Annotated in this window: 15 protein-coding genes; 13 read left to right on the top strand and 2 right to left on the bottom strand. The window is 37.6% G+C overall.

The window, feature by feature from the left end:
* Nucleotides 1-107 precede the first annotated feature (107 nt).
* The 9 genes from AC4D4B_RS14735 to AC4D4B_RS14695 all read left to right on the top strand — a co-directional run bounded on the left by AC4D4B_RS14735 (nt 108) and on the right by AC4D4B_RS14695 (nt 6,798).
* Nucleotides 108-968 carry an AraC family transcriptional regulator gene (locus tag AC4D4B_RS14735; protein ID WP_491000388.1) on the top strand — a complete coding sequence of 287 codons (861 nt, stop codon included), beginning with the start codon at nt 108-110 and terminating at the stop codon, nt 966-968.
* Between the two features lie 256 nt (nt 969-1,224).
* Complete coding sequence (locus tag AC4D4B_RS14730) at nt 1,225-1,554, top strand: PadR family transcriptional regulator (RefSeq protein WP_491000387.1); 330 nt, start codon at nt 1,225-1,227, stop codon at nt 1,552-1,554.
* A 12-nt stretch (nt 1,555-1,566) separates the two neighbouring features.
* Nucleotides 1,567-2,319 (top strand): DUF1129 family protein, encoded by a 753-nt coding sequence (locus tag AC4D4B_RS14725; RefSeq protein WP_491000386.1) that lies wholly within the window; start codon nt 1,567-1,569, stop codon nt 2,317-2,319.
* Between the two features lie 317 nt (nt 2,320-2,636).
* Complete coding sequence (locus AC4D4B_RS14720; RefSeq protein ID WP_491000385.1) at nt 2,637-4,064, top strand: SulP family inorganic anion transporter; 1,428 nt, start codon at nt 2,637-2,639, stop codon at nt 4,062-4,064.
* Nucleotides 4,065-4,076: 12 nt separating this feature from the next.
* Nucleotides 4,077-4,496: a universal stress protein gene (locus AC4D4B_RS14715; protein ID WP_491000384.1), complete on the top strand. Its 420-nt coding sequence runs from the start codon at nt 4,077-4,079 to the stop codon at nt 4,494-4,496.
* 132 nt (nt 4,497-4,628) lie between these two features.
* Entirely contained in the window at nt 4,629-5,021 is a 393-nt protein-coding gene (locus AC4D4B_RS14710; RefSeq protein WP_491000383.1) for an HIT family protein, read from the top strand.
* 424 nt (nt 5,022-5,445) lie between these two features.
* The gene (locus AC4D4B_RS14705) at nt 5,446-6,237 is read left to right on the top strand and encodes a phosphotransferase (RefSeq protein WP_491000382.1); all 792 of its coding nucleotides are present in this window, start codon (nt 5,446-5,448) and stop codon (nt 6,235-6,237) included.
* A 131-nt stretch (nt 6,238-6,368) separates the two neighbouring features.
* A complete protein-coding gene (locus tag AC4D4B_RS14700; protein WP_491000381.1) occupies nt 6,369-6,602 on the top strand; it encodes a hypothetical protein in 234 nt (77 codons plus the stop codon).
* A 49-nt stretch (nt 6,603-6,651) separates the two neighbouring features.
* The gene (locus AC4D4B_RS14695) at nt 6,652-6,798 is read left to right on the top strand and encodes a hypothetical protein (RefSeq protein WP_491000380.1); all 147 of its coding nucleotides are present in this window, start codon (nt 6,652-6,654) and stop codon (nt 6,796-6,798) included.
* 197 nt (nt 6,799-6,995) lie between these two features.
* Here the strand turns inward: AC4D4B_RS14695 and dhaK are convergent, their stop codons facing one another.
* The gene (dhaK, locus tag AC4D4B_RS14690; RefSeq protein WP_491000379.1) at nt 6,996-8,753 is read right to left on the bottom strand and encodes a dihydroxyacetone kinase subunit DhaK; all 1,758 of its coding nucleotides are present in this window, start codon (nt 8,751-8,753) and stop codon (nt 6,996-6,998) included.
* Between the two features lie 176 nt (nt 8,754-8,929).
* Between dhaK and dhaS the strand changes: the two genes are divergently transcribed.
* Together dhaS and dhaQ are read left to right on the top strand one after the other, a co-directional pair.
* On the top strand, nt 8,930-9,487 hold the full coding sequence (gene dhaS / locus AC4D4B_RS14685) for a dihydroxyacetone kinase transcriptional activator DhaS (RefSeq protein WP_491000378.1): 558 nt from the start codon (nt 8,930-8,932) through the stop codon (nt 9,485-9,487).
* Between the two features lie 19 nt (nt 9,488-9,506).
* On the top strand, nt 9,507-10,505 hold the full coding sequence (gene dhaQ / locus AC4D4B_RS14680; RefSeq protein ID WP_491000377.1) for a DhaKLM operon coactivator DhaQ: 999 nt from the start codon (nt 9,507-9,509) through the stop codon (nt 10,503-10,505).
* 146 nt (nt 10,506-10,651) lie between these two features.
* Here the strand turns inward: dhaQ and AC4D4B_RS14675 are convergent, their stop codons facing one another.
* Nucleotides 10,652-11,743, bottom strand: a complete 1,092-nt coding sequence (locus tag AC4D4B_RS14675) for a GntR family transcriptional regulator (protein WP_491000376.1) — start codon at nt 11,741-11,743, stop codon at nt 10,652-10,654.
* A 330-nt stretch (nt 11,744-12,073) separates the two neighbouring features.
* Between AC4D4B_RS14675 and AC4D4B_RS14670 the strand changes: the two genes are divergently transcribed.
* Entirely contained in the window at nt 12,074-13,684 is a 1,611-nt protein-coding gene (locus AC4D4B_RS14670) for a xylulokinase (RefSeq protein WP_491000375.1), read from the top strand.
* Between the two features lie 22 nt (nt 13,685-13,706).
* Complete coding sequence (locus AC4D4B_RS14665; RefSeq protein ID WP_491000374.1) at nt 13,707-14,402, top strand: L-ribulose-5-phosphate 4-epimerase; 696 nt, start codon at nt 13,707-13,709, stop codon at nt 14,400-14,402.
* The last annotated feature ends 18 nt before the right edge of the window (nt 14,403-14,420 follow it).

The following is a 14,420-nucleotide window of genomic DNA, read 5'->3' as shown; positions in this document are numbered from 1 at the left end:
CTGATTAAGTGCTCTTATTCTATTCTGGACTGTCATAAAAGAGCACGGATTAACCGGATTTGCTTAACCGGTGTTGGTAGACTGAGTTTAGAAAGGAGAGTGCTTACATGGAGGGACTTCAAAGGATGCTCGACAGCATCGAGTATATAGAAGATAATTTGGAACAGTATCTTTGTGTGGAAGATATTGCTGAAATTGCGTGTATGTCAAAATTTCATTTCCAGCGGATGTTCAGCATGCTGACGGGATATACCGTGAGTGAATATATTAGGAATCGCCGTCTCACAGTTGCTGCGCAGGAACTGGTACATTCCAAGTCTAAGGTAATCGATGTTGCACTGAAATATGGCTATGAAACTCCGGAATCCTTTACAAAAGCATTCCGGAAAATTCATGGAATCAATCCGTCATCTGCTAAGAAAAACACCCAATCCTTGAAGGCTTATCCGAGGCTCTCCTTTCAAATTCAGTTAAAGGGTGATGTGGGAATGGATTATAAGATTGTCGAAAAGGAAGCATTTAAGGTTGTTGGGAAAAGCATACGCACGAGTACTAGTGGGGGAGAGAACAATCGGAAAATAGCCTCTTTCTGGGATGAATCTAATCAGAATGGATTCGCCGCTGTTCTTGCTAAAAATAGTGGATCTCTTGGATTAATTGGAGTTTGTATGGACTTTGATAAACTACAAGAAAATCTAACTTACTTGATCGGGGCAGAGAAACATATAGAACATGTCCCAAATGATTGGGAAGAACGACAGATTCCGGCTGCTACCTGGGCTGTTTTTCCTGTTCATGGCGCTATGCCTGATGCCATGCCAAAGGTGTGGAATCGAATTTTCTCTGAATGGTTTCCGGCAACAGGCTATGAGCATTCGGGTGGACCTGAGATGGAGGTTTACTTAAGTGATGGAGATCCGTCTTCTAAGGATTATTATTCAGAAATATGGATACCAATTAAAAAATAAATAAAAGGATAAGCTTATAAATTAATTAAGCGGATTCAATGAAAGAAGCAATGTAGTGGGCTACATTGCTTCTTTCTATTTGAGAGATGGAGAGACTTAAATTTAATAGGGGATCTTGCCCTAGTGATTTCTTTTTGGACCTTCATATAAGAAAGATTTTTGTAAGTAATTAACTATTATCTTGTATTGCAAGGTAGTGTGGTTTAAACTGGTGATATACCTTGCAATGCAAGATAAAAAGAGTGGTGGATTAGAGATGTCACAAACCCAGATGATGAAGGGTATATTGGATGGTTGCCTTTTGGCTATTATCAAAGGAAAAGAATGTTATGGATATGAGATGGCAGAACGTTTAAGTGAGTATGGATTTGAGACGATCAGCGAAGGTACCATTTATCCATTATTGCTCCGAATGCAACGGGAAGGACTTATTACGTCTGTTCGTCGGGATTCAATTGCTGGTCCAAAGAGAAAATATTACTCATTAACAGTTGAAGGGCAGGTAGCTTTAGATCATTTTCTAGTTAGATGGGGTCACCTTGAGAAAAGCGTAAACGCGGTCATTAAGAAAGAAATTGAAGGATGAGGTGAAGCAAAAGTGGAGCAACTTCAACTGTCTGTTAAAAGTCAGAAGTTTATTGATGATTTAAAGATTTACTTGTTTTCAAGCGGTAAAAATGATCAGGAAATTAATGATATTACGAAAGAACTTGAGGAGCATTTATATGAAGCGGAGCTAAATGGTAAATCGATTGATCAAATCATTGGCTCTTCTCCTAAAGAGTATATGCAAAGTATTTCCAATGAAATGAGGACGGATTATAAAGCATGGGTAAAATATATACCCCTGATTATAGCTGGAGCCATGTCATTTTCGGTTTTCGGAGATCTTTTGAAAGGTACATTAAGCTATAGTGTATTAAAAATCATTGGAACGGCTGTGTATTGTGTACTCTTTTTATTCGGAGTGATGATTGCATTTCGCTATACAACCAGGAATCAAGTGTCTAAAATTCGAGAGTTTTTATTATTATTAGCCCCTATTTTCATTAGTATGGTCGTCTTTATGGGTTTGCTTGTCGCTGATTCAATCTATCCGACACCAACCATTAACTTTGGTGTTTTAGGGAGTACAGTCATCGGCTTACTTTTTCTTTGCTTTATCGTTGTATTCTCCATTTGGGCAAAAACCGCAATCCTGCCCATTATGTTAATTTCGTTTCACCTGCCGACCATTGTATTATCTCAAACAACCTTAAGTGAAGAATTGCAGTTAATTATCGGTTTAGCTATAACATATATATTGATCGGAATTTATTTATTTTATGAAGTGAGAAAAACAAAATCATAACAAAAGTTTTTTGGGGGTTATCCGGAATGTTAGTTTGACTGACTTTCTGGAGGCCCTTTTTCTAATTTCTTTGATGTATTTTCAATGACAAGCCGGTTATTAACGAAGAATTCAGGTTAGGTTAGAAGGGTTTATATGATATTAGGTGGATTTACTAATCTTTATTCTTATCTTTAATCGCCCTATTAGAATATTTTCACTTTCAACCATTTGGAAATCGATTTTTGGGGAATATACGTGATAAGATAATGAATGCTGTCCCAAAAACAGTCTAGTTTTGGGACGTATATATGTACTATCACGAAAGGGGTTTATATATGCAATCTATAAAAACACAATGGTTTGGTAATATACGGGGAGATATATTATCGGGTATTGTTGTAGCTTTAGCACTTATACCAGAAGCGATTGCTTTCTCGATTATTGCGGGTGTCGATCCTATGGTTGGATTATATGCGTCATTTTGTATTGCTGTTATTATTGCATTTGTTGGTGGCAGACCAGCCATGATTTCCGCAGCGACAGGAGCTATGGCTCTTGTAATGGGCGATTTGGTTGCAGATCATGGGTTAAATTATTTGCTGGCAGCGACTATTTTAACAGGAATCATTCAAATCTTATTTGGTGTATTGGGAATCGCAAAGCTGATGCGGTTTATTCCCAATTCTGTCATGATTGGTTTTGTGAACTCTCTTGCCATTTTGATCTTTATGGCCCAGGTCCCGCATATATGGGGGGGAGGATGGATTACTTATTTATATGTAGCTCTGACTCTCTTAATTGTTTATACGGTACCGCGATTTTTTAAAGCTATTCCAGCTCCGCTGATTGCTATTATTCTATTAACTATAGCTGCTTTGTGGTCTGGTGCCAGTATGAAGACAATTGGAGATTTAGGAACCATCACGCAGAGTCTTCCATCATTCTTTTTACCTGACGTACCCGTAAATCTAGAAACCCTTCAAATTATCTTACCTTATGCGATTGCACTGGCGATAGTTGGGTTAATGGAATCTTTACTGACCGCACAAATTGTTGATGATATGACAGATACGAAAAGCAATAAAACTCGTGAAGCCTGCGGACAGGGAATTGCCAATTTTATCAATGGGTTCTTTGGAGGAATGGCGGGTTGTGCCATGATCGGACAATCAGTTATTAATGTCAAATCAGGAGGAAGAGGTCGTCTATCTACTCTTGTAGCAGGTCTGTTTTTAATGTTCCTCATTCTTGTTCTGGGAGATTTAGTTGTTAAAATACCAATGCCTGTCTTGGTTGGAATCATGATTATGGTTAGTATTGGGACATTTGACTGGGGATCGTTTAAATATATCGTAACTGCCCCACGCACAGAGGCACTTGTTATGCTGCTGACTGTTGGAATCGTAGTTTATACGGATAATTTAGCAATTGGTGTCGTTACTGGAGTCATTCTAAGTGCTCTTTTCTTTGTTGGGCGAATTTCGAAGGTCAAAGTGCATAAAGAAGATTCTGTATTCATCGTAGAAGGTCCGTTATTCTTTGCCTCTACTCAAGGTTTTGTTCAGGCGTTTGAAAATGTGAATGAAAAAGAAATTACGATAGATCTTTCAAGCAGTCATCTATGGGATGAATCAGCAGTGGGATCGATTGTAAAAGTAGTGAATAAACTGGAGGAGCAAGGAATATCTGTTTCTATTAAAGGCATGAACCCAACAAGTAAGCAGTTGTATAACAAGCTTTGGGGATTATCAAGTGGACATTAAGGAGGTTAGAAAATGTATAAACACATTTTATTGGCAGCTGATGGTTCTAAAAATTCAATAAGGGCTGCAAAGGAAGCTGTGAAGTTGGCAGGGGCCATGCCTGATTCATTAATAGAGGTTGTTTATGTGATTGATTTTAATAAGGCTAAAAATGAAGTTTTGCATGCAAACTCGGTTGAAAGTTTAGAGCTGGAACGCCGGGCCAAGCTGATTTCTATTGAAAAGCTAATCAAAGAGGCAAACATAAAAGTCAAAATAACTATTTTAAAAGGAACGCCCGGTCCTGAAATCGTCCGTTATGCTAATGAGAAATCCGTTAATCTTGTTGTGATTGGCAGCCGTGGCTTGAATGGCTTTCAGGAAATGGTATTGGGAAGCGTCAGCCACAAAGTGATGAAACGGGTTACCTGCCCTGCCTTAATTGTAAAATAATCCACTGTATAAGAGAACGCAAAGGTCATAATGCCTTTGCGTTTTTGATTTTTCTGAAGTTATTTTCTTGAAGATTATTATAATACGAGTAAAATATTGTAAAATGATATTGAAGCTGAGGAGGTGACAGAAGTGAAAGAATGCCCATTTTGTAATCCTGATTCAATAGAACTGCAAAAAGTGGTTCTAAAAAATGAACATTGTATGTTCCTGCAAATGCCCCAAGAAGTATTAGTCGGTTCAGGAGTAATAGTTCCTATAAAACACAGAGAAACAGCATTTGACTTAACAGAAAATGAATGGTCAGCGACCTATTCATTACTCCAAGAAGTGAAAGATTTACTGGATGAAACATATCGACCTGATGGGTACAACATTGGCTGGAACTGCAATACAATTGCAGGCCAACATATCATGCACTCACACCTGCATATTATTCCTCGTTTTAAAGATGAACCCTATGCTGGCAAAGGACTTAGACACTGGCTGAAAAGTTTAGAAAATAAGAGATCCTTATTTATCTAAATAAAGTAAAGGAGTGTTTTTGTGAAGATTTTACTGGTTATTAGTGTTTTTAATTTTTATCATTTGGTACAGAGTATCTCTACAATATGTCGAACCAAGTTGGTGGTCTATTTTTTCCTTGAGCTGTTCAACGCATACACCTATGATGGAGCAAATTTCTTTAATTAAAGTGACTTTTATAGCACTTATATTTTTAGCTTTGGCATCTCCTATGCGTCAAATAATCCAAAAACGTAATTAGCCATATGTATAGTTGAATATAGTAAATGTAAATTCTTATTCAAACTTTTGGGGCTTTGATCCAAGAAGGATTAATGCCTTTTTGTGTTGAATTCCTTATGGGAGGTAGAGAAGCAAGAAAGTTGAATAATAGGGAGAAACTATATCAGAGGCAAACTTTATAATATTGAGGAGTATTTGTGAGATGTCTAAATACGAAGATGAAGAAATTCTAACTGGAGGAAATGTCTCAACCGTATATCGATTAGGAGATACTGTTCGAAGAGATTTAAAGCCAGACAGTACGAAAATTCACAAGCTATTAATACATTTGGAAAACAAAGGGTTCAAATATGCCCCTGAATTTTTGGGCATTGATGACAAAGGTAGAGAGATTTTGTCATATATAGAAGGTGAAGCTGGTAATTATCCTTTAAAGGAATATATGTGGTCTGATGAAGTTTTAAAAGAAATAGCTCAGATGCTACGTCTCTACCACGATTCAGTGAATGATTTTTTAATTGAAGAAGATTGGAAGTCGATAGATAATACTCCGCAACCATTCGAGGTGCTTTGTCATAATGATTTCGCTATATACAACATTATCTTTAATCGTAAACGACCGGTAGGGATAATAGATTTTGATGTTGCTGGTCCTGGACCGAGACTTTGGGACATTGCCTATACTCTTTATACTTGTATTCCTTTAAGTAGAGTTTATCAATCTGAAACAGGTGAAGAAGTTATTTATAATTTCTTAGACCACGCTATGAAAATAAAACAAAGAGTAAAATTGTTTTTTGAATCCTATGGAAAGGAATTGGAAGAAGATTTTTTGGAAATGGTATTGTTGCGATTACAAGGGCTATGTAAAACGATTGAAAGAAAAGCTAAAGAAGGAGATAGTAATTTTCAAAAAATGATAGATGAGAGACACCTTGAAAAATATCAAAACGATATCAATTTCATTCGTGAACATGGAAAAGAGTGGATTTAAAGAGGGGAAAATGAACTTGGCAGAGGCAAAAGCAGAGGACCAGATTGATCAAAAGATGTCTTTTTATGTTTAATTTCTTATGATAATAACGGGACAAGTAAGCGAAGAAAGACTTGTTGCAAATTTACAAAATGTTACAATCAAAGTGGGGTAGTGTTCAAGAAATAAAAGGGAAAAAGGAAGTGATTGGTATGTTCATTGGAATTCTTGCGCTTGTAACTATGACAATATGGATTATACAAATTAACGAGTTCAATAAACCTGAAGAAAAACAAGACAATAGAAAAACAATAATCTTAACGTCCTGTGGGTGTTTGTTAACAACAGTTTTGACCGTCCATCTTTTTCAAAATTTTATCGCTTAAGGTAGTAGTTCTTTAATAGTGTTATAGCACTTATATGGAGGTGTTACCATTGAATGAGGACAAAGATAAGCGTAACAAAAGTAAGATAGACACCGAGGATGGATGGAATAGAACCGTTTATGGAAGTCCGACAATAGGAGGAATAGTCGTAGTCGGTGTCATAGTTCTGTACCTATTATTTAAATATATTTATTAAAGATGTCTGAACAAGGATGATCAAAATGTTGTCATTTAATTTTCCTTTTTACCATTGTTAAAACCCTCTCGAAAATAGCCCTCTCAACTGAAGCTGCTTTATTATTCTAAGACTAAATGATAAATAAAGAGCTGCACAGTTGCAGCTCCTTAGAGTGGTTAGGTTATAAGAATTGTGTAGTTGGCAATCAATATGGTTTATTTTAGACTGCTGGAGAGCTCCGTGAAAATAACTCCAAGTCCATAAGCTCCAGCATCAGGATAACCCAGACTTCTTTCACCAACTGTACCAGCACGTCCCATGCGGGCGACGATTGTTTCTGTATATTTAGCGCCTTTAACAGCAGCTGATGCCCCTTTTTCAAAGGCAGTTTTAAAGTCTATGCCTGCTTTTGCGCACTCAGACCAAGAGTCAGCACATGGAACTAAAGCATCAATCAGAGTTTTGTCACCGACCACTGCACCTCTACCAAATGAACGTTCACCAGTTACTTGTATTCCTTTAACAGCTGCCTGTAATAGGTTTGCAAATTCCTCAATCGTTAATTCATTTTTATCGCCTGCGGCTTTGCCGGCTGCACGGAATGCAGAACCCCAAATTGGACCGGACGCTCCGCCGCAATATTCCATAATGACCATCGAGCATGCATCAAGGAATGCTCCAATAGTTAATGGTTCCTGATTTAAGATAGAACTCCATTCCCGTTTCAATTGCTTGAATCCTTTAGCAACGCTCATACCAAAGTCTCCATCGCCGGCATGAGAGTCAAGCTCGCAAAATGGTATCTCATTTCGGATAATGACTTCGCTCATTTTATCAATGAGATAGATGATGTTCTCTAAGGAAAGTACATCATCTTGGATTATAGCGTATTCCTCACTTGTCTCTGTATTGAATGAAACGATTTTTTCTTCAATCTCATCAACAGGGTCAGTATACTGAACACCCTCAACAGGTGCATCCACTTTAAATGCCGCAGCAGAACATTCGCTTGATAATAATGATTTCAGCTCATCATCAAGCTTCATAATTGTCAAGGATACTCCGGCCATATCAATACTTGTCATATAATTGCCGACAAAGGTTCTATAAACATGAATGTTTCTGTTACTCATTTCTCTCATAACCGAATTGTTAAATAGATAGAGTTCTTGAAGTGGAGTACCTCCGAAGCCATTTACGAGAATAGCAATATCAGATGATTCATCCCCATTTATTCCAAAATCCTTTAGAAGATCATCTATCATTTGTTTAGCCAACTCATCTGCAGAAATCAATTTTTCTCTTCTGATTCCTGGTTCTCCATGAATGCCGACACCGTATTCGATTTCATCTTCCTCTAATTTGAATGTCGGAGTTCCTTTAGCAGGAACGGTACAGGATGTAAGAGCTGCCCCAATGCTTTTTACATTTTCTGCGGCTTTTTCTGCCATTGCTTTTACCTGCATAAGGTCTCTGCCTTCTTCTGCAGCTGCTCCGGCAATTTTATGAACAAGTACAGTTCCTGCAACACCGCGGCGTCCTACAGAATACAAACTGTCTTCAACGGCTATATCGTCAGCTACTCGGACATATTCAACCTGGATACCATCCTCGATCGCCAAAGCGGCACCATTTTTAAAGTTCATGATGTCACCGCTGTAATTTTTAATAATCATCAGGACCCCTTTTTGACCGGCAGTTGCTTTGATTCCCTGATAAACTTGTATTTGAGATGGTGAAGCAAACACATCCCCGCACACTGCAGCATCAAGCATACCTTTTCCGACAAAGCCCGCATGTGCAGGCTCATGCCCACTGCCTCCCCCGCTAATTAGGCTCACTTTGTTCTCATCTATTACTCGTTTCTTAATAATTTTATATTTCTTCAGAAACTCGAGTTCCGGATGTGCCATGATTAATCCATTAGCCATCTCCATTACGAGGTTCTCAGGTTTATTTATAATCTTTTTCATTTGTATTGCCTCCTGTTTCTATTAAAAATTGGTAGTATTGCTAAATTTATTCATACTATTAACAGTATAATGTAAGCGTTTTAAAGTAAACGGACAAAAAACCGCATTTGTCAAAATAGCCGTATTTATATCATTTTTGTATAATTAAATTACAATTTTAATAGGGAAGGTAACCTATGACCTCATCGATTATCACCAAAAAAATAATTGCAAAATCATTAAAAGATTTAATGGTAACTGAACCTTTTCATAAAATTTCGGTTAGTGACATTATGGTAAACTGTAAGATGCGAAGGCAAACATTTTACTATCATTTTCAAGATAAATATGAATTGCTTGGCTGGATTTATAAAGAAGAAACGAAGGAAAATATTACAGACTTTATTGGATATGAAAAGTGGGAGAACATTTTTAATTTGTTATTGGAATACTTCAGTCAGAATCGGCGATTCTATCAAAATGCATTTAAAGTAGAAGAGCAAAATTCCTTTAATGAATACTTATATGAACACACAAAGAATTTGTATCTTGAGATTATTGCTAAACGTTTTGACGGAAGCGGATTAATGATTTCTAATGAAAGGAAAGAATTAATGGCTTCTTTTTATAGCTATGGGTTTGTAGGGATAATTAAAGAGTGGATTGAGAAAGATTGCACACTCGAGTCTTCCACGATGTCATCCTTGATGAAATATATGATAACTGATCAATTACTGCCATTTCTGCAGGAGTGAGCAGCGAGAGGGAATAAGAATGAAAAAAATAATTAATGATGTTCAGCATACTGTAAGCGACATGCTGGCTGGATTTTGTTTTGAACATAAAGAAAGGGTTTCTTATGAGCCCGAGCATGATATTGTCTATCGGAAGGATTTAAAAGATATAAGTGAGGAGGTTGTCATCATAAGCGGAGGCGGCAGCGGACACGAACCGGCTCATTATGGATATGTAGGGAATGGAATGCTCTCCATTTCGGTTAATGGAGAAATTTTCACTCCGCCAACAACTGAGCAAATAGTAGCCGCCATTCGGATGATTGATAAAAATAAGCGTGTTTTGCTCATCATCAAAAACTTTAAAGCGGATTTAGAGAGTTTCTTATTGGCTGAATCCATCGCCCAAAAAGAAGGCTGGACTGTTGATCATGTCATTGTAAGTGATGACGTCTCCATTGAAGACGACATTTCCTTCAATAAGCGGAAACGTGGTGTGGCTGGTACTGTGTTTGTCCATAAAATACTTGGAGCTGCTGCACGTGAGGGATATTCTCTAAACGAATTAAAGGAAATTGGCCAGTCTGTCATCAGTCATTTACATACATTGGGAGTTGCGCTTTCACCGGTAACCCATCCTGAGTCAGATAGAAGTTCATTTATACTACAGGATAATGAAGTATTTTACGGTATCGGGATTCATGGTGAAGTAGGATACCGGAAAGAAGAATTTCATTCCTCTGAAATATTAGCCATAGAGCTTATGAATAAACTTAAAAGTCTTTACCGTTGGAAAAAAGGAGATCAATTTGCTATTTTGGTGAATGGGTTAGGAGCTACACCGCTGATGGAACAGTATATCTTTACTAATGATATCCGGCGTTTATGCGAGCTGGAAGGCTTGGATATTAGATTTGTGAAGGTTGGAAACCATTTAACTTCCCTTGATATGAAAGGCATTTCATTAAGCTTACTTAAAATAAAGGATCCTGTTTGGGAAAAATGGTTAAAAGCAAAGGTGGAAGTAGCTAACTGGTAGTTAAGATTTGATTAGTGCACAGTCACATACGTATATAGGAGAAATAGAGTAAAGCCCTGTTCATGCTCGGGTATCATAACGAGCATAAACAGGGCTTCTTTTATTATAAGTAATTTAGTAACGCCATATAAAATCATAACTATTGCCTAATTGACCTCTAAAACTTTTACTGTTTCTCCTTCAATCAGCACTGGCTCATAGTAAGTTTCGTTTGGTAAATCTCGTTTTCCTTGCAATTTCTTAATGAGCCAATCAGCTGCATCGCGTCCCATTTGTTCCTGTGGATGGGTTAATGTTGTCAGTGCAATATTCGCGTTTTTGGCAATATAGGAATTGTCCTGCCCAATTATTGATAATTTCTCTGGGATTGAAATATTAAGCTGTTTACACACATTTGCTACTTCTAAACCGACTTCATCGTTATAGCAAACAATAGCTGTTAATGATTGAATATTTTCCTCTAAAAATTTCTTCAAGCTTGCTGATAAATTGGGCTTTGTTTCTGTATCGAATGTAAGTACATGCTCAGGTCGAAATCCTAATTTTGCTTCTCCAAGCGCTTTTATATACCCCTTCATTCGATATTTTCCTTGCAGGTCATCTGATTTTGATATTAGCCCGATTTGTGTATGTCCCTTCGAAATTAATTCCTTTGTTGCGAGATAACTGGACTGGACGTCATCAAGACAAAGAAAGGGAACACTTAATTCTTCATAATAAGCATTAATCATAATGAATGGAACCTCTTGTTCTTTGAATGACAGGTAATAAGAGATATTTGGATTATATAGATTGCTTTTTGTAGGCTCTATGATCAAGCCGTCCACTCCAAATGACAGCATCATTTCCAAAGCTTTTTTTTCCTGTTCGACATCATTATTTGTACTGGCTAATAATAACGAATAATTCTCTTCATTTAATCTACCCTCAATCCCTCGAATAATGGAGGGGAAAATATAATCAGAAATATAGGTTGTAATGACTCCGATTGTTTTAGTGTTAGATTGACCGCCTGATTTTGCTTGATATTGGTTACTGACATAAGTGCCGGACCCTTTTTCACTTCTTAAAAATCCCTCGTTTGATAATTCTAATATAGCTTTACGAACTGTTTGTCGGCTCACTTCGTATTTTTCTTGGAGGGAAGCTTCAGTAGGGATTTGGTCACCAATTCTATAATCTCCCGAAAGAATCTTGCTTTTTATTTCATCAATGATGACCTGATATTTTGGTTTCATTTATTGCTCACTTCCTTCATTGGTGCTCTTGCACTAATTGATTGATTCGAAATAGTTGTATGTACATATTTTACTTTGAATTAGTAAGAAATAAAATAAGCAATCTAATTCTCTTTTATAAGTAACATCTTTAATTATTTCTTTTAATAGTATACCCAATATATGGTTTTGTGGGTCTTGATTGAAATGTATGAGAATCAGTAATGTTGAATTTGTGTGTACTAATTATATATCAGTTGACATTTGTACGTACAAATTAATATAATCGAGTTAACAAATAGAAAGCGTAATCATTCTGAATATTGGAACCGCTATCAGATGGGGGTTTATATGAAAAAGAACAAAGCAAACATACAAGAGGCGATTACTAGGGGAGAGACTTCTCTTGGGATTGAGTTTGGTTCTACACGTATCAAGGCAGTGTTAATTGATCATAGTTTTGAAACGATTGCATCCGGAAGCTATGAGTGGGAAAACCGCTTAGAGGGTGGTTTTTGGACATATAGCCTAGTAGATATTATTACTGGACTGCAAGCGGCGTATCGTGAGATGAAGCAAGAGGTTGAAAGAAATTATGGGATAACGATTCGGAAGATTGGTTCTATTGGAATCTCAGCCATGATGCATGGATATATGGCCTTTGATCATACTGGCGAATTGCTTGTTCCGTTTCGTACTTGGCGTAACTCAACAACGAGTGCGGCAGCTAAAGAATTGACTGATACATTTAAATTCAATATCCCAGAACGATGGAGCGTTGCTCATCTTTATCAAGCCATCTTAAATGAAGAGAAACATTTGCCGCGTATTGATTATGTTACGACTCTGGCAGGTTATATCCACTGGTTACTGACTGGTAATAAAGCAATCGGTATTGGAGATGCTTCAGGTATGTTTCCGATCGATGAATCAACAAAGGATTACAATGAATCATTGGTTAAGCAGTTTGATGAACTAATTTCCACGAAAGGCTGTCCTTTGAGCCTGAAGGAGATTCTTCCTAAAATTTATCTTTCAGGAGAAGAAGCTGGTGAATTGTCAGAAGTTGGGGCAATAATTCTTGATCAATCACAAAATTTACAACCAGGTATTCCGCTTTGTCCGCCGGAAGGTGATGCCGGTACAGGAATGGTTGCTACAAATAGTGTGAGAAAGCGTACTGGTAATATTTCAGTAGGAACATCAGTCTTTGCCATGATTGTATTGGAAAAAGAACTCTCAAAAGTGTATCCGGAAATTGATTTAGTAACAACACCTGATGGCAGTCCAGTAGCGATGGTTCATGCTAATAACTGCTCCAGTGATTTAAATGCCTGGCTGAAATTATTCCGTGAGTTTTCTGAAGCAATGGGCCAAAAGATTGAAACGGATCAATTATATGAAGTGATGCTGAATAAAGCTTTGGAGGCTGATCCTGATGCAGGTGGATTGCTAAGCTATGGCTATTTGTCCGGTGAGAATATTACAGGATTAGAAGAGGGGCGACCGCTATTCGTCCGACCTCCTGATAGTCAGTTTAATTTAGCCAACTTTATGCGAGCTCATCTTTTTACTGCATTTGGTGCTTTAAAAATTGGAATGGACATTATGACTAAAAAAGAAAGTGTCGAAATTGACGGCATTTTGGCTCACGGCGGTTTATTCAAAACACCTATTGTAGGTCAAAAAATCGTCGCAGCTGCCTTTGATGCACCAGTATCCGTTATGGCAACAGCCGGAGAGGGCGGTGCCTGGGGAATGGCTATCTTGGCTTCTTACATGATGAACAAAAATGATAAAGAATGCCTGGAAGAATTCCTTGACCAAAAAGTTTTTTACGAGGTTGATAGTCAAGAAATATATCCGGATCAGTTTGATGTTAAAGGCTTTGAGAAATTTATAGAACGATATAAAAAAGGTCTCGTAATTGAGCAGGCAGCTGTCGATCATTTGATTTTATGAGTCCAAGTTTGGAGGGTTTCAAGTGTTAGAAAAGTTAAAAGAGGAAGTATTTGAAGCAAATTTAGAATTGCCCAAGCATGGACTCGTCAAATTTACGTGGGGAAATGTAAGTGCAATTGACCGTGATAGTGGCTTATTTGTTATCAAACCGAGTGGTGTTGATTATAAGACGATGAAGCCAAGTGATATGGTGGTTGTTGATTTGGATGGTCAGGTGGTTGAGGGGGAATTGAATCCTTCATCGGATACAGCGACTCACGCAGTACTTTACAAGCATTATTCAGAAATTGGCGGCATTGTGCATACTCACTCAACCTGGGCGACCATATGGGCTCAAGCAGGTTTAGATGTTCCGGCGATGGGAACTACTCATGCCGATACATTCTATGGTTCCATTCCATGTGCGAGGTTTTTAACTCAAGAGGAAGTGGATCGTGGGTACGAAGTGGAAACTGGAAAGGTAATTATCGAAACATTTGAAAAACGTGGGTTAGATATATTGGCAGTTCCCGGTGTTTTACTTCATGGACATGGACCATTTACTTGGGGCAAGGATGCAAAAACAGCAGTTATGAATAGCGTGGTTTTAGAAGAGGTCTCAAAAATGAATTTATTTACACGCGAATTGAATCATTTTGCTGAGGAATTGCCACAACGTATTTTAGATAAGCACTATCTACGTAAACATGGGAAAAATGCCTACTATGGGCAAAAATAATACAAACTATCAAACTAC

It is taken from the genome of Pradoshia sp. Z6_59 (assembly GCF_058267515.1).
Note: the sequence above shows the minus strand (reverse complement) of the source record. Positions and strands in the feature narration are given on the sequence as shown.

Coding starts and splice junctions, on each gene's coding strand:
- AC4D4B_RS14735 (WP_491000388.1), top strand. CDS start 108: ATGGAGGGACTTCAAAGGATGCTCGACAGCATCGAGTATATAGAAGAT.
- AC4D4B_RS14730 (WP_491000387.1), top strand. CDS start 1,225: ATGTCACAAACCCAGATGATGAAGGGTATATTGGATGGTTGCCTTTTG.
- AC4D4B_RS14720 (WP_491000385.1), top strand. CDS start 2,637: ATGCAATCTATAAAAACACAATGGTTTGGTAATATACGGGGAGATATA.
- AC4D4B_RS14715 (WP_491000384.1), top strand. CDS start 4,077: ATGTATAAACACATTTTATTGGCAGCTGATGGTTCTAAAAATTCAATA.
- AC4D4B_RS14705 (WP_491000382.1), top strand. CDS start 5,446: ATGTCTAAATACGAAGATGAAGAAATTCTAACTGGAGGAAATGTCTCA.
- AC4D4B_RS14700 (WP_491000381.1), top strand. CDS start 6,369: ATGTTACAATCAAAGTGGGGTAGTGTTCAAGAAATAAAAGGGAAAAAG.
- dhaK (WP_491000379.1), bottom strand. CDS start 8,753: ATGAAAAAGATTATAAATAAACCTGAGAACCTCGTAATGGAGATGGCT.
- dhaS (WP_491000378.1), top strand. CDS start 8,930: ATGACCTCATCGATTATCACCAAAAAAATAATTGCAAAATCATTAAAA.
- dhaQ (WP_491000377.1), top strand. CDS start 9,507: ATGAAAAAAATAATTAATGATGTTCAGCATACTGTAAGCGACATGCTG.
- AC4D4B_RS14675 (WP_491000376.1), bottom strand. CDS start 11,743: ATGAAACCAAAATATCAGGTCATCATTGATGAAATAAAAAGCAAGATT.
- AC4D4B_RS14670 (WP_491000375.1), top strand. CDS start 12,074: ATGAAAAAGAACAAAGCAAACATACAAGAGGCGATTACTAGGGGAGAG.